This window comes from Dactylosporangium sp. NPDC049742, from assembly GCF_040674675.1.
Classification (GTDB): Bacteria; Actinomycetota; Actinomycetes; order Mycobacteriales; family Micromonosporaceae; genus Dactylosporangium; species Dactylosporangium maewongense.
On record NZ_JBFANF010000007.1, the window covers coordinates 59372 to 82693 of the forward strand.

Genomic DNA, 23322 nt, shown 5'->3' on the forward strand with positions numbered 1-23322 from the left:
CAACGGATCAGTTCATGGCTGTGAGCAACGCGTCGCCGACGGTCCTCGCGGCGGGAGAACTGTAGGGCTGGAGTCCCTTCACCAGGGTCAGGCGGGTTCTGGTCAACCGCCGGTCGGTGAGGGGGACGCGCACCAGGGTGCCCTGCGCCAGTTCGGCGGCGGTGTCCTCGGCGGTCATGAAGATCGCCGTCATGGTGCGTGCCGCGATGTCGCGCAGCAGGGCGAGCGAGTCCACCTCGTGGCTGATCCTCAGGTGGGTACCGGTCTCCGCGCAGGCCCGGTCCACCTCCTGCCTGATGCCGAAGCGCATGCCGGGCAGGGCGACCGGATGGTCGCCGACGTCGCGCAGCGAGCACGCCGCCAGCCCGGCGAGCGGGTGGTCGGGGCGGACCATCACGGACAGGGGCAACGGCTGGTCCTTCAGCGTGACGACGTCCGAGCGGGTCGGCGCCCCGAAGACGAACCCGAGGTGTGCGGTGCCCTCGGCGACGGCGGCACCGACGTCGTGGGAGCCGGCGACGCGGACATCGATGCGGATGTCGGGATGGGTGGAGGCCAGCGCCTGGAGGGTGTCCGGGATGTACCGGCCCAGCGGGCCCTCGACGGTGGCGATGACGACGTGCCCGCGCACGCCGTGCCGGTCGGCGTCGAGCTCCGAACGCAGGTCGGCGGCGCGCTGCTGGGTGTGTGTCGCGAACTCCAGGACGTGGTGTCCGGCGGCGGTCAGGGTCATCCCGCGGGATCCGCGGGTGAACAGCGGCACGCCGAGGTCCTCTTCCAGCAGGCGGATCTGGCGGCTGACGGCGCTGGGCGCCACGAACAGGTTCGCACCGGCGCGCATCACCGAGCCGGTGGCCGCGACCTCGCGGAAGTAGCGCAGCGCCGATGATTCGGTCGAGTGCAGCGGGCCACCTCCGAGCGTCTTGATGATCTTGCGAATTTTTCGCAAGATCCCTGCCAGAAGTCATTCTGGTCATCTCGAAAAGCGAATGCAAGGCTCGTCGGCGAACCAACCCGCTTCCGCCGATCCCGAGGATGTGCCGTGTCCGGTCTGGTCCCGACCCCGTTCGGCTACGCCTTCCTGCCGCGCGTCAGGCAGTACTCCCAGGGCGTGGTGGGCACCGAGGGCCACGGCCTGACCCGGGTGCGGTTCTCCTCCCCCGTGCCACTGAGCGACGGGTTGCGCCTGGCCGCGGAGATCATCGACGCCGCGGGCCGCCCACCGGCGGCGTTGTGCGCGTGCGAGCTGCGCACGCCGGCCCCGTTCACGGAGGCGGAGTTCACCGCGTTCGCACCGCACCGCGGCGTGACGTGGCATCCCGCGCGACCCCCGGTGGCGGGCCTGGACTTCGAGATGGACTGCCGCACGGTGAGCACCGAACGCCTGATCGACCCGCAGGAAAGGAAGCACAGATGAAGCAGGAGCACTACGTTCGACCCAGCGGGCTTCCCCCCGTCAACGGGTACAGCCACGCGGTCGCCCACCAAGGACGCAGCATCCTGGTGTCCGGCCAGGTGCCGCTGGACGCCGACGGGAACCTGGTGGGGGCCGGCGATCCCGAACGGCAGGTCGCCCAGGTCTTCACCAACCTGGCCACCGCGCTCGCCGCGGCCGGCGCAGGCATGCACGACGTCGTGAAGCTGACCGTGTACCTGACCGACCGCGCCGACCTCGCCGCGTTCCGGCGCGTGCGGGACCGGCACATCGACCTGGCCCGGCCGCCGGCGAGCACGCTGGTGCTGGTCCATGGCCTGATCGACTCGGAGTTCCGGGTGGAGATCGATGCCCTCGCCGTCCGCTGACGCCGCGGCGTCCGTCCTCCCGCCGGGCACCTGGCCGAGCCCGATCACCGCGGCGGACAAGGTCGGCCACGCCGGTGTCGCCGTCCGCGACGGCGGGGACACGGTGTGGTGGGCGCAGACCACACCCGGGAGCACCGGCCGGATGAGCGTGTTCCGCCACGACCGCGGTGGCACGGTGCGCGAGGTGCTCCCCCGGTGGCTCGACGCGCGCACCCGGGTGCACGAGTACGGCGGGCAGGGCTGGACCGTCGTGGGCGAGACCCTGGTGACGAGCAACTTCGCCGATCAGCGCCTGTACCGCGTGGACGGCGGCACGGCCCTGCCCCTGACACCCGACACCGGCCTCGCCGACCGGTACGCGCAGCCGACCGAGCTTCCCGGCACCGGGTGGGTCGTGTGCGTCGCCGAGCGTCACCGGGCCACGGTGAGCCACGCGCTGGTCGCGGTGGCGCTCGACGGATCCGGTGCCGTCGTGGACCTGTGGACCGGGTCGGACTTCGTCGCGGCACCGGCGATCGCACCGGACGGGCGGGGCATCGCGTTCCTGACCTGGGACCATCCGCTGATGCCCTGGGACGGGACGCTGCTGCGGACCGCGGCGCTCACGTTCGATCAGGGGCGTCCCGCCATCCGCGACGTGACGGTCGTCCTCGGCGGACCGGAGGAGTCGGTCCTGGCACCGACGTGGACGGACGACCGCACGGTGTGCGCGGCGACCGACCGGACCGGGTGGTGGAATCTCGTCGCCGTACCAGCGGCCCACCCCTCCGCGGGCGGCGAGCCGGTGCCGATGTGGCCGGTGGCCCAGGAGTGCGGTGTTCCCCTGTGGCAGCTGGGCTTCCGGAGCCACGTCCCGGTCTCCGGCGGCCGCACGGCGGTGGTGTCCGGCGGCCGGCTGGTGATGCTCGACCCGGACGGCACCGCGACCGCGTTCGAGTGCCCGTTCACCAGCTGGCTGCCATGGCTCGACGCCGGCGGTGACGTCGTCGCCGGGGTCGCGGCGGCTGACGACCGCGCACCCACCCTCGTCAAGGTCGACACCGTGACCGGCGCCTGGACCGTCCTCGCGGAGCCGCCCCAGCCGGATCCGGTCTGGACACCACGGCCGCACCGCCGCACCGTCGCGACCCCGAACGGGGAGGTGCCGGTGCACTTCTACCCGCCGACCTCGCCGCTGTACCGACTGCCGGAGGGCACCGCGCCGCCGGCCATCATGTGGGCCCACGGCGGCCCCACGGCGTCCTTCCCGCGGCACCACCAGCCCGAAGTCGCCTACTTCACCAGCCGCGGCCTCGCCTTCGTCGCCGTGGACTACACCGGATCGAGCGGACGCGGGCGGCGGCACCGCACCGCGCTGCGTGGGCAATGGGGCGTCGCCGACGTCACCGACTGCATCGCCGTCGCCCGCGACCTCCTCGAGCGCGGCCGCGTGTCCCGCATCGTCATCCGCGGGATCAGCGCGGGCGGGCTCACCGCGCTGCTGGCGCTGGCGCGCCCGGGCTCGCCGTTCGCCGGAGGCGTCTCCTACGCCGGCGTCGCCGACCTGAGCCACTTCGCGCGGCACACCCACGAATTCGAGTCCCGCTACCTCGACGGCCTCATCGGGCCGCTGCCCGAGGCGCAGGCCACCTACGACGACCGGTCACCGCTGTCACGCATCGACGCGGTCACCCGGCCGGTACTGCTGCTGCACGGGGAGCGCGACCCGGTCGTCCCGCTGGAGCAGGCACAGTCCCTGGTACATGCGCTGACCGCTGGACAGGTGCCGCACGCCCTGCTCGTCTTCGCCGACGAAGCGCACGTCTTCGTCAAGCCGGAAACAGTCGCCGCCGCGCTGGACGCCGAGCTCGGCTTCTACGGCCAACTGCTCGGCTTCGACCCACCGGGCGTCGCGCGCCTCCCGCTGACCGGCGCGGCAGGGGTCTCATGACGATCGACCGGCCCACCGTGATGATCACCGGCGCCACCGACGGTCTGGGCCGCGCCCTGGCCCACCGGCTCGCGGCCGACGGCACCCGGCTCGTCCTGCACGGACGCGATCCCGGCAAGCTCCGCCGCACCGCCGCGGAGCTGCGTCGCCGGCACGACTGCCCACAGCCGGCCACCGTCTGCGCGGACCTGTCCGAGCTCGCGCAGGTCCGCCGGCTGGCCCGCGACGTGGCGTCGGCCACCGACCGGCTCGACGCGCTCGTGAACAACGCCGGAGTCGGCTTCGGCGGGCCCGGGGAGCGGCACCGGCAGCTCAGCGCCGACGGCCACGAACTGCGCTTCGCCGTCAACCACCTCGCCGGCTTCGACCTCACCCTGCGGCTGCTGCACCTCCTGCGCCGCGCACCGCACGCCCGGATCGTCAACGTCGCCTCCATCGGCCAGCACCCGATCGACTTCGACGACGTCATGCTCGAACACGGCCACACCGCGGTTCGGGCGTACCGGCAGAGCAAGCTCGCCCAGATCATCGCCGGCCTCGAACTGGCCGAACGCCTGCGCGGCGAGCCCATCACCGTCAACAGCCTGCATCCGGCCACGTACATGCCGACCAAGATGGTGCTGGCCGGCCTCGGTCACAGCGTCGACACGCTCGAAGCCGGCACCGCCGCGACCTGGCGCCTGATCAGCCTCCCCGAGCTGGCCGGCACCACCGGCCGCTTCTTCGACCGCACCGCGGAAGCCCGCGCGCATCCCACCGCCTATCAGCAGGACGTCAGAACGCGGCTCTGGCGGCTCAGCCTCGACCTCACCGCGGCGCCGCCACCCTGAGCCGGCCACCGAAGAGGCCCCCGCGGGCAGCGGGGGCCTCTGTGGCGGCGTCAGCCGGCGATGAAGGTGAACTGCCCTCCGTCGACGGTGGTGCCGTCGGCCATCGTGCCGAAGCCGATGACGATCGTGTGCGTGCCGGGTGTCGCCGGCGTGTAGTTGATGACGAGGACGCCGTTGCTGTCGGTGAAGCCGGTCGCCTTCGGGCCGCCGTCGATGCGGTACGAGTACGACACCACACCCGGCACGTACGACGTCACGACGAACACGCCGGGCGTGCCGGCGACGGCGCCGACCGGACCGCCGATCGGGTACTGCTCCGACGTGACGGTCGGCGAGCTGCGCGGGTTGAACAGCGCCGAGGCGGTCTCCGACCGGGTGCCGTCGGCGCCGCGGCTGTACACCGACAGCGGTGCGCCGCCGGCCATGTTCACCAGCAGCTCCACCGTGGCGGTGCCGTCAGGGCCGGCCGGCACGACGTGCTCGACGTTGTTCTTGAACTTGTAGACGTAGTCGACGACGTCCGCGGCCACCGGGTGGAAGGTGATGGTGCGGTACGTGTTGAACGGCGCCTCGGGGTCGTGGTCCTCGATCGTCGGCGCGTCGGAGGCGACCTGGTAGTCGAAGGTCGCCGCGGGGGACGTGTGACCGACCCGGTCCACGCCGACCACGACGAGGTGGTACGCCCCGGACACCGTCGGCGTCCACGGCACGGTGGCGCTGCCGCCGGGCTGCCCGGCCGGCACCACGGCGCTGGACGCGGCGCCGAAGCCCCACTTGAAGCCGACCACGTCCGGGTCGCCGTTCGCGGAGAAGGTGAACGAGGTGGCGACCCCCGGCCGGCCCGGCTGGGGACCGGACGCGGAGACGGTGGGGGCGTTCGCCGGCGGGTTGGCGTCGAACTGCCACACGCACCCCGCGGTCCAGGCGGACGCGGCCCCGCTCGCGTCGACGGCCCGCGCCGACAGCACGTACGCGCCGTCGTGGTCCAGGACGCCGGCCGGCACCGTGGCGGCCGGGCCCGGGAACTCGGTGCGCCGGGCCGGGTCGTCCTGCGGCCAGACCGCAAAGGTGGTGGTGACCGGGTCGTTGTCAGGGTCGGAGACGCCGGCGGTGATCAGCGGCGCCGGGTTGGACGACTGCGGCCCGGGGACGGTGCCGCACAAGGTCCCGTCGATGCTCAGCGGCGCCGGCTCGCGCGGCGGCCGGTTGTACACCAGGTCGATGGCGGCGGTCGGGGTGAACCGCCGGTGCTGTCCCGGGTCCAGCTCGCTCAGGCCGGGCAGGCGCAGCTCCACCGACAGCGCCGGGCGACCCTGCGCGAGCGCGGCGGCCAGCTCGGCGGTGACGTCCCACGACGCGACGCCGGGGCAGGTGGGGTTGGACCCGACGTACTCGGCGGTGGCGTCCAGCAGCCCCTGCTGGGCCGGCGGCTGTGACCAGGTCGGCGCGGTGAAGGGCGCGGCCTTGTACAGCGCGACGCCGGAGGGCTTGGCGCAGTCCGCGACGAAGAACTCCGGGATCCGCACCGCCGCCGACGTGACGGTCAGGCCGGCGTACGCCGAGAGGTCGAACGTGAAGTAGGCCCGGGAGAGGTGGTAGTGGCCGGCGCCGTCGCGCCAGAGCCCGACCGGCTGCCCGAGGGGGTCGTCGACGTGGGAGGTGAGCGGCTGGAAGGCGTCGGTGTACGCCGCCCGGGCCGAGGGGATCTGCGTGGCGGTCCCGGCTGCCGCGGGAGCGGCGGTGGCGACGAGGAACCCGCCGGCCGCGGCGATGAGCACCGCGGCTGATGAGGTGAAGCTCCGCAACGAAGGCACGGCTCGGATCGTAGGCCGGAGCGCCGCGGGCCGCCGCCCTGGTGTCCATAGTGGACATTTGTAGGTTTCAGCCGTAATCGACGCCATCGACGTGCCGCGGCGCCATCGACGTGCCGCGATGCCGTCGCGGCCGGTCCGGCATGTCCGCGGGGCGGTCTGACAGGATGCGAGGATGGCGATCGCATCGGGTGAAGGCGTTGCGCGGCGGGTCGTGGTCGTCGGGTATGACGGGTCCGAGCTGCTCGACATCGCCTGCGTCACCTCGACGCTCGACCTGGCCGTCCGCATCGCGGGGCGGGCGCTGTACCGGACGGAGCTGGTCTCCCCGAACGGGCTGCCGATCCGCTGTGACTCGGGTCTGGAGCTGCACAGCCACGGTTCGTTGCAGCGCGCGACGGGGGCGATCGACACGCTGGTCGTGTCCGGGGGTCGAGGGCACGAGGCCGCGGCCGCCGACCCGGCGGTCGTCGCGCACGTCCGGCGGCTCGCCACGCTCGCCCGGCGGGTGGCGTCGGTGTGCACGGGCGCGACCGTGCTCGCGGCCGCCGGGCTGCTCGACGGCCGCCGGGTGACCACGCACTGGCGCTACGCCGACGCGCTCGCGCGGCAGTACCCGTCCGTCCACGTCGATCCCCGGCCGATCTTCATCCGCGACGGGCGCGTCGCCACGTCCGCCGGTGTCACCAGCGCCCTCGACCTGACGCTGGCGCTGGTGACCGAGGACTGCGGGCCCGACCTGGCCCGGATCGTCGCGCAGGCCCTGGTCACCTACCTGCAGCGGCCGGGCAACCAGGCGCAGATGAGCGTGTTCACCGCACCGAACCCCGACCACGTGACGGTCCGCGAGGCCGTCGCCTACGTCACCGCGCACCTGGCGACGACCCTCGACACGGCGACGCTGGCCAAGCACTGCGACGTGAGCCCACGGCAGCTGCACCGGCTGTTCATCGAGCACGTCGGCATGCCACCGGGCCGGTTCGTGCGCCGCACCCGGCTGGACACCGCCGCGCGGCTGCTGTCGACCACCGGCCACCCCATCGGGCTGGTCGCCCGGTGGTGCGGGTTCACGTCGCTGGAGACCCTCCGGCAGGCGTTCGTCGCGCAGTACGGGGTGCCGCCGTCGCAGTACCGGTCGATGTCTACGGCGCTCTCCGCCGGCTCGCAGCCGTGATGCGGGTGACCCTTGCCCGGAGTGCCAGGATTCCTGACGCGATGCCGGGTCCGTCTCCTCACCTGGCCGCGGCGTGGCCACAGTGAGGGCATGACCCCCTCGCACACCGTCGATCGAGACACGTCCTCGTGGCTGACGCGCCGCTGGCCGACCGCGGCCGGCCTGGCCGCCGCGACGGCCGTCCTGCTCACCGTCGCCGACCGGGAGACCGCCGTCACCTGCGTGTGGGTGGCCGCGCTCTGTTACGTCGCGGCGGCCGCCCTGCACCGGCCGTGGATGGCGTGGGCGGCCGTGCCCGCCGGCAGCGTCGTCATCGCCGTTGGGGAGATCGCCGGGACGGGTCGATGGGTGCTGCTGGGCGCCACCGCGGCCGTGCTCGCCGCCGGCGCCCTGATCGTCGGCGGCCCGCGCCGCCAGGTGGTGACGCAGAGCGTCGCCGGCGTCGTGTACGGCGGTCTCGCGCTCGCCGCGTTGACCCTCGACCCGAATGCCGGCCTCGTCGCGGCCGGGCTCGTCCTGGCCGCGCACGCGGCGTGGGACGCCCTGCACCACCGCCGCGGGACGGTCGTGTCCCGCTCGCTGGCCGAGGCCTGCATGGCGCTGGATCTGCCGCTCGGGCTCGGCCTGGTCGTGCTCGGCCTCGCCGGGTGAAGGTCCGCTGTCCTGAATTCGTCCAACGGTGCGGCCCGCGCGGCCGCGCGGATCGCCGAGGAGCTTCGATGACCAACGCTCAAGTGACACCCCGCCGCCGTGGAGCGCTCGGTGCCGCCCTGTCCCTCGCGTTCGCCATGCTCGTGCCACTCGCCGTACCAGCGGCACCGGCCGGCGCGGCACCCCCGGGCGCCGTCGCCGAGGCTGAGATCGCCAGGATCCTCGCCGCCGACCCGGCCGCGACCCGGCTGTCCGCCGACCAGGTCGCCTGGCCCGACGACGGCGTGGTCCTCACCGTCACCGGGGAGGCCGCCGGCAGCTGGTGCGGGACCGGGCGGGCCTGCGTGTACGCCGACGCCAACCGGGCCGGCTACGGGTACGCCTTCTACCGCTGCGGGGCCTACCGCCTCCCGGAGTACGGCTTCCCCACCGGCCAGCGCGCCGGCGCTTCCTCCTGGTACAACAACCAGACCGGCGGCGCAAAGATCAGGTTCGAGGACGAGTGGTTCACCCTGACCCCCGTCCTGGCCGGGTCCGGGTTCGGCAACATGCCCAGCTACCTGAACGACCGCGCCTACTGGCTGGATCTGCTCTGCTGACCAGGTGCCCCGCGACGGTGCTCGGCCCGAGCAACGTCGCGGGGCTGGCTGGTCAGCTGGTCACGAAGCCGGTTCGACCGGGAGCCAGAGCTCGCAGGTCGCGGTGGTGAAGTCGGCGGCGCGGTCGAGGATCGAGACGATGGAAGGGCCCGGCCGCAGGCGCCACGGGTTGGAGGGGAACCACTCGGTGGCGGTCGCCGCCCAGGTCGACTGCAGCGTCTGCGGGAACGGGCCGCTGGTGCGGAACACGGCCCACCGGCCGGCCGCGACCTCGATGGCGTCGAGGTCCTCCGGTACTGCCGAGCCCTCCGCGACGGCGACGCCGTGCAGGTAGGTCAGCTCGGCGCCCTCGGCGGCGTCGGGGTCGACGTCGTCGGTGACCTGCAGCAGGCCACCGGGTTCGGTGTCGCTCAGCGCCTTCAGGCGGACGTGCTCGGTCTGCGGCAGGGCGGCGATGTGGGCCTGGATGTGCGGGTTGACGCCGTGGTGGATCAGCGGCACGCGGGCCGCGTGCCCGATGAGCCGGAACGCGGGCCGCTCGACGATGCGGGTGTGCATGGGGTTGCTCCCTTCGACGGTCAGGCGGAACCTGACCTGCGGTTGAGTGCGAAGGGGGCCACCGTCCCGCCGGACGTCGCCGGGCGCGGCGCCGTGCACCGCCCGGAACGCCCGCCCGAACGCCTCGGTCGAGGTGTACCCGTACCGGACGGCGATGCTGAGCAGGTCGTCGCCGCCCTGCACGACGTCGGCCGCGGCGACCGTCATCCGGCGCCGCCGCACGTACTCCGACAGCGGCATCCCCGCCAGCGACGAGAACATCCGCCGCAGGTGGTACTCCGTCGTCCCGGCCACCACGGCGAGCCCGGCGACGTCGAGCTCGCCGGTCAGCTGCCCCTCGACGTGGTCTACGAGCCGGTTGAGCGCTGCGATCACGGTGGCCTCCCTTCGACGTCCAGCCTCGCCGTCGGCAGGCCGGTCTCGCCCGACACCTGCGGACCGATCCGATCATCCGCCACCGAGCCCCGCCGCGGGGCACAACGACGCCGCGGCGGCGGCTAAGGTGCGACCCCATGAGCCTGCACTGTGGATACCTCGTCGCCACCGCCGAACCCGCCGCGCTGCTGGAGGAGCTGTCCCGGCACGCGGGTGAGTTCGCGACGGGCGCCGTGGTCGACCGGACGGCCGACGCGGACGCCGGCGAGTTCGGCCTGCTGCTCGGCGGCGGCGACGGCCGGGCGTTCCTGGTCGACGCGTCCATGATGCTGTCCGACGCGGCCGACATGATCATCGAGATGTCACAGGCGCTGGGCACCGTCGTCGGCGCCGGCGCGGAGACGGTGTCCGGCACGTACTGGCTGACGGTGGCGCGCGACGGTGACCTCGTCCGGCACGCGTTCATGTCGTTCGCGGGGCTGACCCTCGGCATGGCGATCGGTGCGCCGCTGCCGTGCGAGGAGGAGTTCCCGCTCGTCGACAGCAGCGGCGACGGCGTGTTCGCCGCGATGGCGGAGTTCGGGCTCGACCCGTCCGCGTGGCTGCGCTCCGGGCCGGCGACGGTCGTGGCGTTCGACGCGACTAGGCTCCCGGCGGGCGGGCGCGTCGCCGAGATCCGCCGCGAACACACCGAGCGGCACGGGCGCCCGGACGGCGAGTGGCTGCACGAGCTCGTCGCCGTCGAGGCGAAGCAGTCCCGCCGGGCCGTCAGCGGTTGACGGCGCCGGCCTGAGCGTCGTTGCCGGTGTCGTGACTCCGCGGGGCGGGGTTCTGCAAGCACAATGGTCCGCATGGATGTGAAGCTGACCGTTGTGAGCCTGTTCCCCGACGACGCGGGGGCGCAGGACGAGGCTACCCGGCTGTTCGGCGCCGAGCTGTGGCGTGCGGGGGTCGACGCCGTGCCGGTCACCGGGCCGGCGCCGGAGGGGGCGAAGTCCGGTGCCGCGCAGACGATCGGGCAGCTCGCGGTCGCCGGGGTGTTCTCCGCCGCGACCGTCACCGCGATCAGCCAGATCGCGGTCGCGTTCATCAACCGGCACGCAGCGAAACGGATCAGGCTGACCGCCGGCGACGTCGAGCTGGAGATCGACGGCGACCTCGGCCCGGCGCAGCAGGAGGCGCTCGCCAAGGTCGTCGCCGCGCTGGCGGACCGCGGGGCCGCCGGCTGATGACCCGGCACGCGCTGCTCGTCGGCACCGACGTCTACGACGATCCCGCGCTCACCGCGCTGGCCACCCCGGTCAAGGAAGCCGACGCGCTCGCCCGGCTGCTGCGGGATCCGCGGTGCGGCTTCTTCGACGACGTCGTCGTGCTGGCCAACCCGACCTCCGGCGAGCTGGCCGAGGCCGTCAGCGTCGTCACCTCGGACCGCCGGCCGGGCGACACCGTGCTCATCTTCATCTCCGGGCACGGTCTCGTCAGCCCGCGCGGCTGCCTGTACTTCGCCACCACGAACACCCGGCCCACGCTCCTCGCCGGCACCAGCGTCGCCGCGTCGTTCCTCAACGAGCAGCTCGAGGACTCGTTCGCCGGGTCCAAGGTGCTGCTGCTCGACACGTGCTACAGCGGCATGTTCGCCACCGGGCTCGCGAGCAAGTCGGGCTTCGACCCGCAACTGGCGGCCGAGCTCGGCCGCGGCTACGTGGTGCTGACCGCCTCGGAGTCCACGGCGTTCGCCTTCGAGGGCGCGGGCAGCTCCCACTTCACCGCCGCCGTCATACGGGGGCTGCGCACACCCGAGGCCGACCAGGACGGCGACGGCCTGATCTCCACCGCCGACCTGTACGCCTTCGTCGACCGCGAAACGCGGCGGGAGGCTGCGCAGCGCCCCACGTACATGGCCGCCGGCGTCACCGGCAAGGTGATCGTCGCCGCCGCCGCGGGCCGCCCGGCGGTGGTCCCGGCCCGACCGCCGGCGCCGTCAGGCCGGCGATGGCCGGAGCTCCTGCGCCGGCTCGAGCGGACCATTGAGGAGCTGCACCTCACGACCCGCGACATCGCGGACGCGTGCGGCCGGCAGCCGGACCCGGCCACCGACGAGGCGCCCGGCACGGTGGCCGCGTTCGGCGGGTCCGGCGCGCTGTACGCCAGGATCGTGGCGCTGGACCCGGCGGCGCTGACCGTCCTGCCGCAGGTCACCGCCGGGCGCGAACCGTTCGTCGCCTCCAGCGCCGGGCAGACCGCCCGCAGGGACCGGGGCTGGACCGCGATCCGGCACCAGTGGTGGAGCGAGGCGCACAGCGACCTGGCCGCCGCCGGGCGGGAGGAGCCGCTGGACGCCGCCGCCTGGTGGGGGCTCGGCGTCTGCCAGGCCGGCGCCGGACGCTGGGACGGCGCGGCGGACAGTTTCGCCCGGGCCGCGCGGTACGTCGAGCCGTTCTCCGCCGGGCAGCACCGCGGCGCCGTCCTGCTGCACTGGGCGGCGACCCGGCTGGCCGGCTCGGCCGACGGCACGCTGCTGCGTCGCGCCGCGGTCGCCGCACCGAACTGCTCGGACCTGCTCGCCGCGCTGTGGTCGCACACCGGCGACGCGGCCGTCCTGGCCTGGGCGGTGCGGGTCGATGCCGGCCTGCCCGTCGTCGCCGGGGCCCTGGGCGTCCGCGGGCTGGAGGACGCCGCGGCGGCGGTGGCGGGCGAGGCGGCGCTGGACCTGGTGGACGCGCGGCGCTGCGCGAAGGAGCCCGCGACGGTGCTCGGCCCGGATGCGCCGAGCCCGCCGCGGGGCACGTAGTCAGCTCTTGACGGAGCCTGCCATGAGACCGCCGATGAACCAGCGGCCGAGCACGATGTAGACGAGCAGGGTGGGCAGCGACGCGATCAGCGCGCCGGCCATCGAGGCGGCGTAGTCCGGGGACTGGGCGCCGGCGAGGGCGTTGAGCGCGATGGTGATCGGGCCGTTGCGGGTGTTGGACATGAAGATGGCGAACAGGTAGTCGTTCCAGGCCGACGTGAACTGCCAGATCACCGTGACGACGAAGCCGGGCGCGGACAGCGGCAGGATCACCGACCCGAACGTGCGGAGCATGCCGGCGCCGTCGACGCGGCTCGCCTCGATCAGCTCGACGGGCACGGTGGTGGCGTAGTAGTTGCGGAAGATGAGCGTGCAGATGGGGATGCCGTAGACGCAGTGGACGAAGACCAGGGTCGGGATGCCGGGCGGCAGGCCGATGTCGTGGACGATCGAGCGCAGCGGGATCATGACGGCCTGGTACGGGATGAACATGCCGAACAGGATCAGCGTGAACACCACGTCGGCGCCGGGAAAGCGCCAGCGGGACAGCACGAAACCGTTGGCGGCGCCCAGGATCGAGGAGATGACCGCGACGGGGACGGCGAGCTCGAACGTGCGGATGAACGACGGCCGCAGCGACGTCCACGCCTTCTCCCACGACGCGAACGTCCACTCGTGCGGGAGGTTCCACTGGCCGTTGACGCCGATCTCGCGGCCCGACTTCAGGCTGGTCACGATCAGCACGTACGCCGGCATCAGCACGATGACGAGGAAGAGCAGCAGCAGCGCGTACGTGATGAGCCGCCCCAGCGGCGAGCGGCGGTTGATCCCGCCGCTCGGCTTGCGGGCAGGGGACGGCGCGGTGGCGGCGTCGGCGGCGTCGCGTGGGATGGTGGCGGTCATGAGCGTCGCTCCACGCGGTTGTTGTAGACCAGGTACGGGATGATGACGACCGCGACGAGCAGCAGCAGGATGACCGAGATCGCGGCGGCCTTGGCGTAGTCGCTGGTGAGCAGCGTCTGCCACACGTACACGGCGGGGACCTCGGTGATCCACTGGGCGCCCGACACCGACATGATCAGGTCGAACATCTTCATCGACATGTGCCCGAGGATGATCAGCGCCGACAGTGCGGTCGGGGTGAGCTGCGGGAAGATGACGTGCCGGTAGAGCTGGTAGCCGGAGGCGCCGTCCATCGCGGCGGCCTCGCGCAGCTCGGCGGGGATGCCGCGGAACCCGGACAGGAACAGGGCCATCACGTAGCCGGACAGCTGCCAGATCGCGGGCAGGGCCATCGCGGCCATGCCCCAGTCGGGGTCGGTCCACCACGGGTTCTGCAGGAAGCCCAGGTGCAGGTCGGCGAAGATGCGGTTCAGGCCGCCGGCGGCGTCACCCGTGCCGGAGTTCATCAGCCACCGCCACACGACGCCGGACGCGACGAACGACACGGCCATCGGGAACAGGTACACCGCCCGGAAGAACCCCTCGGCGCGTACGCCGCGCTCCAGGAGGAACGCCCACAGCAGGCCCATCAGCAGCGCGCCGAGCATGAAGACGACGGTGAAGACGAGCAGGTTCTTCAGCGAGTGCACGAACCGGTCGTTGATGTCCTCGGTGAAGAGGTCGACGAAGTTCTGCAGCCCGACGAAACCCTTGCTGCCCAACGCGTCGTGCTCGTCGGTCAGCGACAGCTTCGTGGTCCAGCCGATGAGGCCGTACACGAAGACGCCGAGCACGACGAGCGAGGGGGACAGCAGCAGCAGGCCCGGCGCCCACCGGCGCATCCGGGCCGTGTTCTTGGTGGTCAACGTTCTCCAATCACCGACGCGCCGGGGCTTTGGAAAGCCCCGGCGCGAAGACACCTACTTGCCGGCGAACTGCTTGGCGGCGGCGACGAGCGCCTTCTGCAGCGAAGCGACGTCACCGTCGCTGGAGAACTTGCCCTGCGCCGAGCCGACCGCACCCTGCCAGCCCTGCGAGCAGGCCGAGCCGTGCGGGCAGGACGGGACCGGGGTGCCCTTGGCCCAGTCGGCGATCGCGGCCTGCTGGTAGGCCGGGTAGTCGGTCGCGACGGAGTCGGTGCGGGCCGGGATGGAGCCCTTCTTCACGTTGAACGCCTTCTGCCCGGCCGCGGAGCCGAGGGTCTTCAGCCAGCACTTGGTGCCTTCGGCGTTCTTGGCGTTCTTCGGCAGCACGAACGAGTCGGCCAGCCACTGGTAGGCGTCGCCGTTGCCCGGGAACACCGAGTAGCTGTAGTCCTTGAAGTTCTTGGCGTCGAGGTCGGCGGCCTCCCAGTCACCCATGAGCTGGAACGCGGCCTTGCCCTCCATGAGCAGCTTCTCCGCGTCGGTCCAGTCGAACGTGTCGCGGTCCTTGTTGCTGTAGGTGAGCAGCTTCTTGTAGTCGTTGATCGCGGTCGTCACGTCCGCGCCGGCCCAGTCGGTCTTGCCGTTCCACAGGCCGTTGAACTTGTCGGCGCCGAGGTCGGAGATGAGCACGGCCTCGAACAGCATCTGCTGCGTCCAGTCCTTGCCCAGCGCGAGCGGCGCCGCGATGCCCTTGGCCTTCAACGTGTCCAGCTGCGTGAAGAACTCGGGCAGCGACTTCGCCGGCGCGGTGATGCCCGCGTTGGCGAGGACGGTCTTGTTGGCCCACAGCACGTTCGCGCGGTGGATGTTCGCCGGCACGGAGTAGATCTTGCCGCCGACGGTGAGGCTGTCGACGAGACCCTTCGGGAACGCCGTGGTCAGGCCCCACTCCTTGTACTGGGCGCTGAGGTCCTCGATCTGGCCGGCCTTGATGTAGTCGGACAGCTCGGCGCCGGCGTGCGCCTGGAACGTGTCCGGCGGGTCGCTCTGCTGCAGGCGGGACGCGAGGACCTGCTTGGCGTTGGAGCCGGCACCGCCGGCGACCGCGCCGTTGACGAACTCGTACTGCGAGCAGTCGGTCTTGAACTGCGCGACGAGGCCGTCCAGGCCCGCCTTCTCACCGCCGTCGGCCCACCAGGTGAAGACCTCGACCTTCTTGTTGCCACCACTGCCGTTGCTGCTGCCGTCGCCGTCGTCGGCGCCGCAGCCGCTCACCACGAGGGCGAGGGCGAGGCCGGCGGCGGCGACGAGCGCACGCGTCTTGACGCGCATGTGTCCTCCTGTGCGGGGATTACACGGGGGTGTTGAGAGATGTCGGTGTGTGGTCGAACATGTTTGAGCATGATTGAAAGACCTGCCCGAACCTTCGTCCCGCACAGGCTGTTCTGTCAACTCACGGCAATCAAACTGTGATGTGACGGCACATGGCCCAGACTTTTGACGAGACTTGACGAAACTCGCTACCTCGGCTTCTCATAGCCGGACGCGGTCGATCATCGCGACGGACCCCGAAATTCGGCTGACGCCGGGTCGGCGGCGGCTTAGCCTTCGCCGGTGCCGTCCGACTTGACCATCCGTGCGATGCGCGCGCCGGCCGACTACGACGCGGTCGCGGACCTGCTGACCCGCTGCGGCGACACGGTCACCGCGGCGGACCTCGCCGGGCAGGACGCCGCGATGCCGCCGCACGGCGCACTGTCCACCGACGACGATGGCCGCCTAGTAGGGCATGACCGCGTCCGGTACGTCTGCCCGGGCGACGGCGGCCTCGTCGGGTACGCCGTGGCCTGGCGCGCGCCGTGGACACCGGCCGGCGTGGTCGCCAGCGCCGTGTCCGTCGACCCGCGGCAGCACGCCGGAGCGGCGCACCGGGCGCTGCTGGAGGGCCTGCACAGCTGGGCGTCCCGGATCGGCGCGGAGCAGATCATGTGCGAGGTGGCCGACCACGACGAGGCCGGACTGCGGCTGCTGGCCGCGTGCGGCTACCGGTCGCGGGCACACGTGTGCGAGGCGACCGCGCCGATCCCGGCCGACGCCGCGTCCGCCGGCGACACCCACGCCACGGCGCGCGGCCCGGTCCGGCTGACCAGCATCGCCGATGAGCCCGCGCCGGGCCGGGCGGCCGAGCTCTACCAGCTGTACCTCGACACGCTGCCGGACAACCCCGGCCACATCGACAGCGTCCCCGCCTTCGACGACTGGCGGCGGGAGGTCCTCGACGGCGACGGGTGCCGCCCCGACTGGCTGTTCCTCGCCCTGCACGACGACCGGGTCGTCGGCGTGTGCCACCTGCGCACCACTGACGACCCGTACACCGCCCACAACGACTACACCGCCGTCGCCCGTGCCTGGCGCGGCCACGGCATCGCCCGAGCGCTGAAGCTCCACGCCGCCGGGCAGGCGGCCCGGTCCGGAATCCGGAGCATGCGCACCGAGGTCGAGGCCGCCAACCGCGCGATGCTCGCCGTCAACGACCGGCTCGGCTACCAACGCGGCCGGGGCCACCACCGCATGGTCAGAACCTGCGGGTGCGACGCCGGAGAGTCGGCCGAGATCCACGCGGGCTGATTGAACCGGCGCCGAAGCGGGCAACCACTCTCCTAAGTGGTGTGTCGCGCCTCCCCGCGCGGCGCCGATCGGCAACGAATGCGAGGAGCGGTATTCATGGCTGAGAACACCAAGCAGACCAGCGAGAAGGCGGCCTCCGCGGCGAGCGAGGTCCTGCGCGACCCCGACGCGACCAACGCGGACAAGCAGGCCGCCGGCAGCGCGCTGTCGCAGAAGGCCCCGAAGTCCGGCTCGCAGAAGTGACGCACTGACGAAGGCCCGGCCGATCCGGCCGGGCCTTCGTCGCGCGAGGGACCTCAGCCGCGTTCGAGCAGCTGCGCCATAACGCGCTGCGCACCGTGTCCAGCGCGGACCGGATCACGCTCGTCTCGAACCCGAGCCGCAACCCACCGGCCGGGCCCGACGACTCCGGCAGCCAGACCGCGCCGTACAGCAACCCGTAGGAGCCGACCAGCGACTCGACCGCGATCCGCCAGGTCGACGCCTCGTCCGTCGCCCGCTCCAGGGCAGCGACCAGCCGCTCCAGCGCCTCCACGTCTCCGGGGACCGCTGAGTCGGGCTCCTGGCCTCGACCACGTGCTCGCAGCAGGCCCAACGTGACCCCTTCGGTCGGTGCGACGGCTGTGCTTCCAACCGATCGGCACCGAACCCTGCAACTTTACGGCTTCCGGGCGACCACCGCGTAGATCTGCAGGTCTTCGCTGACCGGGCGCTGATCGGTGTCGGGGCGCCAGTCGCCGACCGGGACGATGCCGGGCTCGACGATCTCCAGGCCCGCGAAGTAGCGCTCGAGGGTGGCCCGCGGCCGGGCGCGGACGTCGGTGCGGCCGGCGGCGAACATCTGCTCATACGCGGTGATGCCCTGCGGGGTGCTGAAGTCCATCGTGCCGTGGGTGATCACCAGGTAGCTGCCGGACGGCACCGCGTCGACCAGGCGCTTGACGATGGCGGCGACCTGCTCGTCGTCGTGCACGAAGTGCAGGGTGGTGATCAGCAGGACGCCGACCGGGCGGGTCAGGTCGAGCGTCTCGAGGAGGCTCGGGTGCTCCAGGATCGAGTCGGGGTCGCGGACGTCGGCCTCGAGGTAGGCGGTCGCGCCGCGCGGGTCGCCCTGCAGCAGCGCCCGGGCGTGCACCATCACGATCGGGTCGTTGTCGACGTAGACCACCCGCGACTCGGGGGCGACCCGCTGCGCGACCTCGTGCGTGTTGTCGGGCGCGGGCAGGCCGGTGCCGAGGTCGAGGAACTGCCGGACGCCGGCCTCGGCCAGGAAGTGCACGACGCGGCGCAGGAACACCCGGTTGGCCCTGGCCAGGGCGACGACGGCCGGGAAGGCGGCGGCGATCGCGTCACCGGACTCGCGGTCAGCTGCGAAGTGGTCCTTGCCGCCGAGCCAGTAACTGTACCGCCGCGCGGGGTGCGGCACAGTGGTGTCGATCCGGCTCTGCTCGCTGCTGTCCACCGGCGTCCTTTCCAGGCGGCGTGCTGTGTCGTGATCGAACTTAGTGGTTCGTCACAACAACACCAACCACCGCCCGGGCTACTCCCCGATGCCGGTCCGGCCCGGATCGGCCAGGGTCTCGTCGATGTCGGCGCTGGTCTTGGCCAGGATCGAGCGGACCTGGTCGCGGGTCAGCTCCCCCGGCGCGTGCCACAGCTCGGCGAAGTCCTTGGCGATCACGCTCTCCACCACGATCCACGCGGCGACCGACGGGTACATCCTGCCGTGGCCGATCATCTCGCGGAACGCGGCGTACGCGGGCTCCGTCTCCAGCCTCGTCCCCGCGACCGCTTCCGAGCGGGCGGGCCAGAGGCCGGTGCTCACGGCGTACCGCTGCTGACTCTGCTTCCCGGTGAGGAACCGCACCCATTCGAAGGCGGCTCCGGGGTGCTTCGCGTCCTTGAGGATCGCCAGGTCGGAGCCGCCGAGGAAGCCGAACCGCCCGGCCTTGCCCGCGGGCAGCGGCGCGGTCGCCCAGCCGGCCCGCAGGCCGGGGCGGTCCGGATCGGCCAGGAAGTCCCCGACGGACTGGGAGTTGTCGATGGCGACGGCGCCGCGGCCGGCGGCGAACGCGGCCGGCACGTCGTTGGAGACCATCCGCGCCACCTGCGGGTCGTTGAACCGCGCGACCAGCCGCTGGTAGTAGTGCACGGCGTCGACCGCCGCCGGCTCGGACAGGCGCGACGCGGTGCCGGCCGAGTCCAGCAGGTCCCCGCCCGCGCTCCACACGAACGGTGCCACGTTGTGGATGATGCCGAAGGTGTTCTCGTTGCCGATCGCCAGCGGCGCGACCCCGCCGCCGGTGGCCTGGATCCGCTGCAGGGCCGCCTCCAGCGACTCCCACGTGGCGAACGCCGTGGCCGCGTCCAGACCGGCGGCCTTGAGCACGTCGGTACGGTAGAACAGCGCCCGCACGTCGACCAGCCACGGCATCGCCGTCGTGTCCGGGGACCCGATGAGATGGCTGGAACTCCAGCTGGCGGCGGTGAAGGCCGTCTGCCCGCCGACCGCGTCGATCTCGGCCGCCGTGTAGGGGCGCAGCGCCCCCAGCTGGCTGAAGCCGCCGACCCAGGTGGTGCCGAGCTGGGTGACGTCGGGTCCTTCGCCGCTGGCCGACGCGGTGCTCAGCCGGGTGAGCGCGTCCTCCCAGACGACCCGCACGGGGTTGACGGTGATGTTGGGGTGCGCGGCGTGGAACTCCTTGGCCTCCTCGGCGACGGCCTTCTCCTGCAGCGGGCCGCCCGACGGCATGTACCAGAAGTCGATCGTGACGGGCGGCTGGTCCGCGGCGTACCCGACGGTCTCCTTCGCGCCCTCACCGCCTCCGGCGCACCCGGACATCGCGAGCACGGTGACGGCGGCAACGGCCAGAACCCTGAGCACGCCCCGTTCATCGGCCGCCCGGCCCGCCACTTGAGCACGCAGCCGGGGGCGGATAGTCGACACAAGTCGTGTCACGGAAACGAGGCCGACTGCGCTGACCTGCGTCACCACGGCTTCCGGCCGGTCGGGGCCGTGGCGGCGGGCCGATACCGTCCGTGCGGCTGCGCCTCCGAGCCTGGGGGTGCACCCCGATACGGAGGCCCTTGCCAGATGAGACACATAACTGTGCTGTTCGTGCTCGCCCTGACCGCGGGTGGCCTGACCGGCTGCACGATCGAGACGCAGGCCGGGACGCCAAGAACGGTCTCGGTGAGGTCGAGCGGACCGATGCCACCCACTACAAGGGCACCGTCGACGTGACGGCCGCCGACACCATCCTCGCCCCTCCGGACGACGCGGTGCGCAAGGCAGGCGCGAAGGCCAAGGCGGTCCCGTTCACGGCGACCGTCGACGCCAAGGGCCGGCTGACCGAGTTCGCCGTGGACGGCGACGCGATCGACCCTGAGCTGTCGATGCGGCTGACGTTCGCCGGGTTCGGCTCGGTCCAGCCGGTCACCGAGCCGGCCGGCGCGGTCCCCGCCCCGGCCTCGGTCTACGACCTGTTCGAGTGACGCTCCCACGGTGGGGTGCGGTGGCCGCCGCACCCCATCCGGGGTTTCCCTTTAATCCTATCTGCTAACTAGTAATTAGTCCACGCCCGCGGCCGTCTCCGTGACGAGCCCGACGGGTCGTTGACATCCGCGCATCGACGCTGCTGCACTGTTTCCATGGCCAGCACGCCACTGTGGACCCGCGACCACATCGACTTCGGTCGAGTGTGGTCGGCCAGCTGTCCCGCCTGACTCACGCCCGCTTCCTTCCAGCGACCCCCGCGCGACGCGGGATGCGTTCGCCCCCGAACCACTTCGTGAGGAACCGTGATGTCGACCCCGCGTGCCCGCAAGCGTCCATCCACCGCAGACAGACACCGTTACGACTCGGCGTACGTCGTCGTCGCCGTCCCCTTCCCGGGTGACGGACCGGCCGGCGACGTCGCTCCCCCGCTGGTCTTCCGGCTCCAGCCCCGTCCCCAGGGCCCGCGGCGATGAGGCGCGTCCGCACCGCCTGCCGCTGGCTGCGCTGGCTGGGCGGCACCGACGCCACCACCCGCCGCCGCGGCCTGCCGCGGGTGCCCGCTCCCCGGCTGCCCGCGACCACCACGTAGGCCACGCCTTGCAGCGGGTGGCGATACTCGACGGATGCCAGACGCCGTCGCCGCCGCCCACGACAGGGTGCGGCAGGCCCGGCCGGCCGCGCTGGAGCACCCAGCCGGCCGGGCGGTCGTGGCCGGCCCGCTGCACGACCACTCCGGGCGCTGACCGCCGCCGGCGGCAGCACCGAAGCGCTCCCGGTCGCAGGGTCGGAAACCCTGCGACCGGGAGCCGGTGAGCCGGGACGCGTCAGCCCCAGTCGCTCGCGGACCATGCCTGGCCCGACCAGGTGCGGCCGGACCACGTGCGACCCGACCAGGTCCGGCCCGACCACGTGCGGCCGTCCCAGACGGCGCCGGACCACGTGCGGCCCGACCACGTGCGACCGGCCCAGTTGCTGCCGGACCAGGTGCGGCCCGACCACGTGCGGCCGTTCCACGTGTCGCCGTTCCAGGCGGTGCCCGTCGTGCAGACCTGCGCCCAGCCGGCTGGCGTCCACGCCTGGCCCATGATGTCGACCTCGCCGGTGAGCTCGGTGCCCGTGTCGGGGTCGGCGACGTGCGAGGTGCCGCGCGACGCCTCCAGCGAGCCGAGGCCCGTCGCCGGCAGGTAGCCCTGCGCCGCGGCGGCCGGGGTCGGCGCCTTCACGGCGGCGGCGATGTCGAGCTGGCCCGCGCCCTGGGCGAGCGTGTCGCCGGCCGGCATGGCGTCGGCGGCGCCCGTCAGCAGCTTCTTCACCTGGTCGGGGGTGAGGTCGGGGCGCTGCTGCAGCAGCAGCGCGGCGGCGCCGGACACGACCGCGGCGGCCTGCGAGGTGCCGCTGCCCCGGAAGTACCGCTGGTCGGGGTCCTCAGGGATGCGCGCCTGCGGGTAGGCGGCGTCGATGAAGCCGTTCGGCACGCGCAGCGACACCACCGACTTGCCGGGCGCGACGAGGTCGGCGCGGCGGGTCGCGGAGCCGCCGGTGCTGAAGTCGGCGACGACGTCGTCGGAGCGGTCCGCGGTGGTCAGCGGGTCGGCGGCGCCGACGGCCAGGACGTTCGGGTTCTGCGCCGGCATCCCCACGCGGGACTCCTGGAGGCCGTCGTTGCCGACGGACACCACGACGACGATGCCCTTCTTCCAGGCCGCCTCCACCGCGTACGACAGCGGGTCGAGGCGCGGGTCCTGGGTCGAGTCGGTGCCGAACGACAGGTTGAGCACCCGGATGTTGAGGCCCGGGTCGTCCCGGTGCGTCACGACCCAGTCGATCGCCGCGATGACCTGCGAGACGTCGACGGCGCCGTCGGCCGCGGCGACCTTCATGTTGACCAGGTGCGCGTCCGGCGCGACCCCGACGAACCGCTTCTTGTCCGCCTCTTCGCCGGCCGCGACCCCGCTGTCGCGGCCGGCGATGATGCCCGCCATGTGGGTGCCGTGCCCGAACGTGTCCAGGTTGCGCAGCGCGGGCGTCTGCGACTCGAACGACAGGTCGGGGCCGTTGACGACCTTCCCCGGCGTGTCGAGACCCGCGACGGGCGCGATCCCGGAGTCGATGACGGCGACGCCGACGCCCTGACCGGTCAGCTTCGCGCCGGACGAGTCGGTGGCCGACCAGACGTCCTGCGCCCCGATCGACTGGGTCAGGCTGTACATCGAGTGCTGGTCCTTGTCGGCGTTCCACTCCTCGCCCTGCAGGCGCACCGCGCCGTCGAGCGTGACCGCCCGTACACCCGGCGCGGCGCTCACCGCGGCGAGCGCGCCCGCGGGCATCGTCGCGGTGAACGCCCCGACCAGGTCGAGGTGCTGCCCGACGGTGCCTCCCACCCGGGCTACGGCGGCCTCCGCTCCGCCGGTCCCGTCATGCCGGACGATCACCGCCACCGACGCCTCGGCGGCGTGCCCCGTGCGGACGGCCGCGGCCGCCGGCCCCACGAGCGGCCCGGCCAGCAGACCGGTCGCCGCGGTCGCGGCGACAGCGGCCCGGATCAGGGAACCTGGACGCATCAAACCTCCATCAGACGGTGCGGTCATTCGATCGTAAGGCCGCCGCGGGCCCGGAGCTGTCGTCCGATCAGCCGGTCCCGTCCCGTTTCGTGGTAACCACCGCCACATCGCCCGATTCAGCACCCTGCGCGCACCCGTCCCGCACCCGAGCCCGCCGGCTGCGAAGGTCCCGGCACCGACGAGCGGAACCCGGCCGTCGGCGCGCGGTGCCCTGGGTGAGGGGTTCGCGTCGCGGTGGTTCGACGACGCGCGGCGGATGCGGGAGGATGACAGGGCGTCACCGCGACGCACCGGCGAGAAGGAG

22 protein-coding genes are annotated in these 23322 nt (G+C 72.7%); 13 read left to right on the forward strand and 9 right to left on the reverse strand.

From position 1 onward, the window contains the following. Nucleotides 1-7: 7 nt before the first annotated feature. Nucleotides 8-949 carry a LysR family transcriptional regulator gene (locus tag AB0J72_RS11805; protein WP_363397729.1) on the reverse strand — a complete coding sequence of 314 codons (942 nt, stop codon included), beginning with the start codon at nt 947-949 and terminating at the stop codon, nt 8-10. Nucleotides 950-1042: 93 nt separating this feature from the next. Between AB0J72_RS11805 and AB0J72_RS11810 the strand changes: the two genes are divergently transcribed. Genes AB0J72_RS11810 through AB0J72_RS11825 form a run of 4 tightly spaced genes read left to right on the forward strand, consistent with a single transcriptional unit; the run spans nt 1043 to nt 4563 of the window. Next, nucleotides 1043-1417 (forward strand): hypothetical protein, encoded by a 375-nt coding sequence (locus tag AB0J72_RS11810; protein WP_363397731.1) that lies wholly within the window; start codon nt 1043-1045, stop codon nt 1415-1417. Next, entirely contained in the window at nt 1414-1803 is a 390-nt protein-coding gene (locus tag AB0J72_RS11815) for a RidA family protein (RefSeq protein ID WP_363397733.1), read from the forward strand. The genes AB0J72_RS11810 and AB0J72_RS11815 overlap by 4 nt, the downstream gene beginning before the upstream one ends. Next, complete coding sequence (locus AB0J72_RS11820) at nt 1784-3733, forward strand: prolyl oligopeptidase family serine peptidase (RefSeq protein WP_363397735.1); 1950 nt, start codon at nt 1784-1786, stop codon at nt 3731-3733. The genes AB0J72_RS11815 and AB0J72_RS11820 overlap by 20 nt, the downstream gene beginning before the upstream one ends. Beyond that, complete coding sequence (locus AB0J72_RS11825; RefSeq protein ID WP_363397737.1) at nt 3730-4563, forward strand: SDR family NAD(P)-dependent oxidoreductase; 834 nt, start codon at nt 3730-3732, stop codon at nt 4561-4563. The genes AB0J72_RS11820 and AB0J72_RS11825 overlap by 4 nt, the downstream gene beginning before the upstream one ends. A gap of 50 nt (nt 4564-4613) precedes the next feature. Here the strand turns inward: AB0J72_RS11825 and AB0J72_RS11830 are convergent, their stop codons facing one another. After that, on the reverse strand, nt 4614-6377 hold the full coding sequence (locus AB0J72_RS11830; protein ID WP_363397739.1) for a hypothetical protein: 1764 nt from the start codon (nt 6375-6377) through the stop codon (nt 4614-4616). Between the two features lie 172 nt (nt 6378-6549). Here AB0J72_RS11830 and AB0J72_RS11835 point away from each other — a divergent pair, with 172 nt between their 5' ends. From AB0J72_RS11835 to AB0J72_RS11845, 3 genes are all read left to right on the forward strand, one after another. Next, entirely contained in the window at nt 6550-7548 is a 999-nt protein-coding gene (locus tag AB0J72_RS11835; RefSeq protein ID WP_363397741.1) for a DJ-1/PfpI family protein, read from the forward strand. A 90-nt stretch (nt 7549-7638) separates the two neighbouring features. Continuing rightward, on the forward strand, nt 7639-8199 hold the full coding sequence (locus tag AB0J72_RS11840) for a hypothetical protein (protein WP_363397743.1): 561 nt from the start codon (nt 7639-7641) through the stop codon (nt 8197-8199). Between the two features lie 68 nt (nt 8200-8267). Beyond that, nucleotides 8268-8798 (forward strand): hypothetical protein, encoded by a 531-nt coding sequence (locus AB0J72_RS11845; RefSeq protein ID WP_363397745.1) that lies wholly within the window; start codon nt 8268-8270, stop codon nt 8796-8798. Between the two features lie 60 nt (nt 8799-8858). Here the strand turns inward: AB0J72_RS11845 and AB0J72_RS11850 are convergent, their stop codons facing one another. Next, the gene (locus AB0J72_RS11850) at nt 8859-9731 is read right to left on the reverse strand and encodes an AraC family transcriptional regulator (RefSeq protein WP_363397747.1); all 873 of its coding nucleotides are present in this window, start codon (nt 9729-9731) and stop codon (nt 8859-8861) included. A 137-nt stretch (nt 9732-9868) separates the two neighbouring features. Here AB0J72_RS11850 and AB0J72_RS11855 point away from each other — a divergent pair, with 137 nt between their 5' ends. From AB0J72_RS11855 to AB0J72_RS11865, 3 genes are all read left to right on the forward strand, one after another. Further along, the gene (locus tag AB0J72_RS11855; protein WP_363397749.1) at nt 9869-10510 is read left to right on the forward strand and encodes a hypothetical protein; all 642 of its coding nucleotides are present in this window, start codon (nt 9869-9871) and stop codon (nt 10508-10510) included. A 72-nt stretch (nt 10511-10582) separates the two neighbouring features. Continuing rightward, nucleotides 10583-10960, forward strand: coding sequence for a hypothetical protein (locus AB0J72_RS11860; protein WP_363397751.1), 378 nt, complete (start codon nt 10583-10585; stop codon nt 10958-10960). Further along, a complete protein-coding gene (locus AB0J72_RS11865) occupies nt 10960-12522 on the forward strand; it encodes a caspase family protein (RefSeq protein WP_363397753.1) in 1563 nt (520 codons plus the stop codon). Before AB0J72_RS11860 ends, AB0J72_RS11865 begins: the two co-directional genes overlap by 1 nt. On the opposite strand, the gene AB0J72_RS11870 is transcribed toward AB0J72_RS11865, so the two are convergent. The 3 genes from AB0J72_RS11870 to AB0J72_RS11880 all read right to left on the reverse strand — a co-directional run bounded on the left by AB0J72_RS11870 (nt 12523) and on the right by AB0J72_RS11880 (nt 15662). Further along, nucleotides 12523-13278, reverse strand: coding sequence for a carbohydrate ABC transporter permease (locus AB0J72_RS11870; RefSeq protein WP_344500728.1), 756 nt, complete (start codon nt 13276-13278; stop codon nt 12523-12525). A gap of 143 nt (nt 13279-13421) precedes the next feature. Continuing rightward, nucleotides 13422-14306, reverse strand: coding sequence for a sugar ABC transporter permease (locus tag AB0J72_RS11875; RefSeq protein ID WP_363398072.1), 885 nt, complete (start codon nt 14304-14306; stop codon nt 13422-13424). A 78-nt stretch (nt 14307-14384) separates the two neighbouring features. Then, nucleotides 14385-15662 carry an extracellular solute-binding protein gene (locus AB0J72_RS11880; protein WP_363397755.1) on the reverse strand — a complete coding sequence of 426 codons (1278 nt, stop codon included), beginning with the start codon at nt 15660-15662 and terminating at the stop codon, nt 14385-14387. 282 nt (nt 15663-15944) lie between these two features. Between AB0J72_RS11880 and AB0J72_RS11885 the strand changes: the two genes are divergently transcribed. Both AB0J72_RS11885 and AB0J72_RS11890 read left to right on the forward strand, forming a co-directional pair. Further along, nucleotides 15945-16958 carry a GNAT family N-acetyltransferase gene (locus AB0J72_RS11885; protein ID WP_363397757.1) on the forward strand — a complete coding sequence of 338 codons (1014 nt, stop codon included), beginning with the start codon at nt 15945-15947 and terminating at the stop codon, nt 16956-16958. Between the two features lie 96 nt (nt 16959-17054). Beyond that, complete coding sequence (locus AB0J72_RS11890; protein ID WP_360562865.1) at nt 17055-17201, forward strand: hypothetical protein; 147 nt, start codon at nt 17055-17057, stop codon at nt 17199-17201. 415 nt (nt 17202-17616) lie between these two features. Here the strand turns inward: AB0J72_RS11890 and AB0J72_RS11895 are convergent, their stop codons facing one another. Then, a complete protein-coding gene (locus tag AB0J72_RS11895; protein ID WP_363397759.1) occupies nt 17617-18420 on the reverse strand; it encodes an SAM-dependent methyltransferase in 804 nt (267 codons plus the stop codon). Between the two features lie 78 nt (nt 18421-18498). Next, nucleotides 18499-19842, reverse strand: a complete 1344-nt coding sequence (locus tag AB0J72_RS11900; RefSeq protein WP_363397761.1) for an extracellular solute-binding protein — start codon at nt 19840-19842, stop codon at nt 18499-18501. 356 nt (nt 19843-20198) lie between these two features. Between AB0J72_RS11900 and AB0J72_RS11905 the strand changes: the two genes are divergently transcribed. Next, the gene (locus AB0J72_RS11905; protein WP_363397763.1) at nt 20199-20453 is read left to right on the forward strand and encodes a hypothetical protein; all 255 of its coding nucleotides are present in this window, start codon (nt 20199-20201) and stop codon (nt 20451-20453) included. 828 nt (nt 20454-21281) lie between these two features. Here the strand turns inward: AB0J72_RS11905 and AB0J72_RS11910 are convergent. Then, the gene (locus AB0J72_RS11910) at nt 21282-23018 is read right to left on the reverse strand and encodes a S8 family serine peptidase (protein ID WP_363397765.1); all 1737 of its coding nucleotides are present in this window, start codon (nt 23016-23018) and stop codon (nt 21282-21284) included. Between the last annotated feature and the right edge of the window lie 304 nt (nt 23019-23322).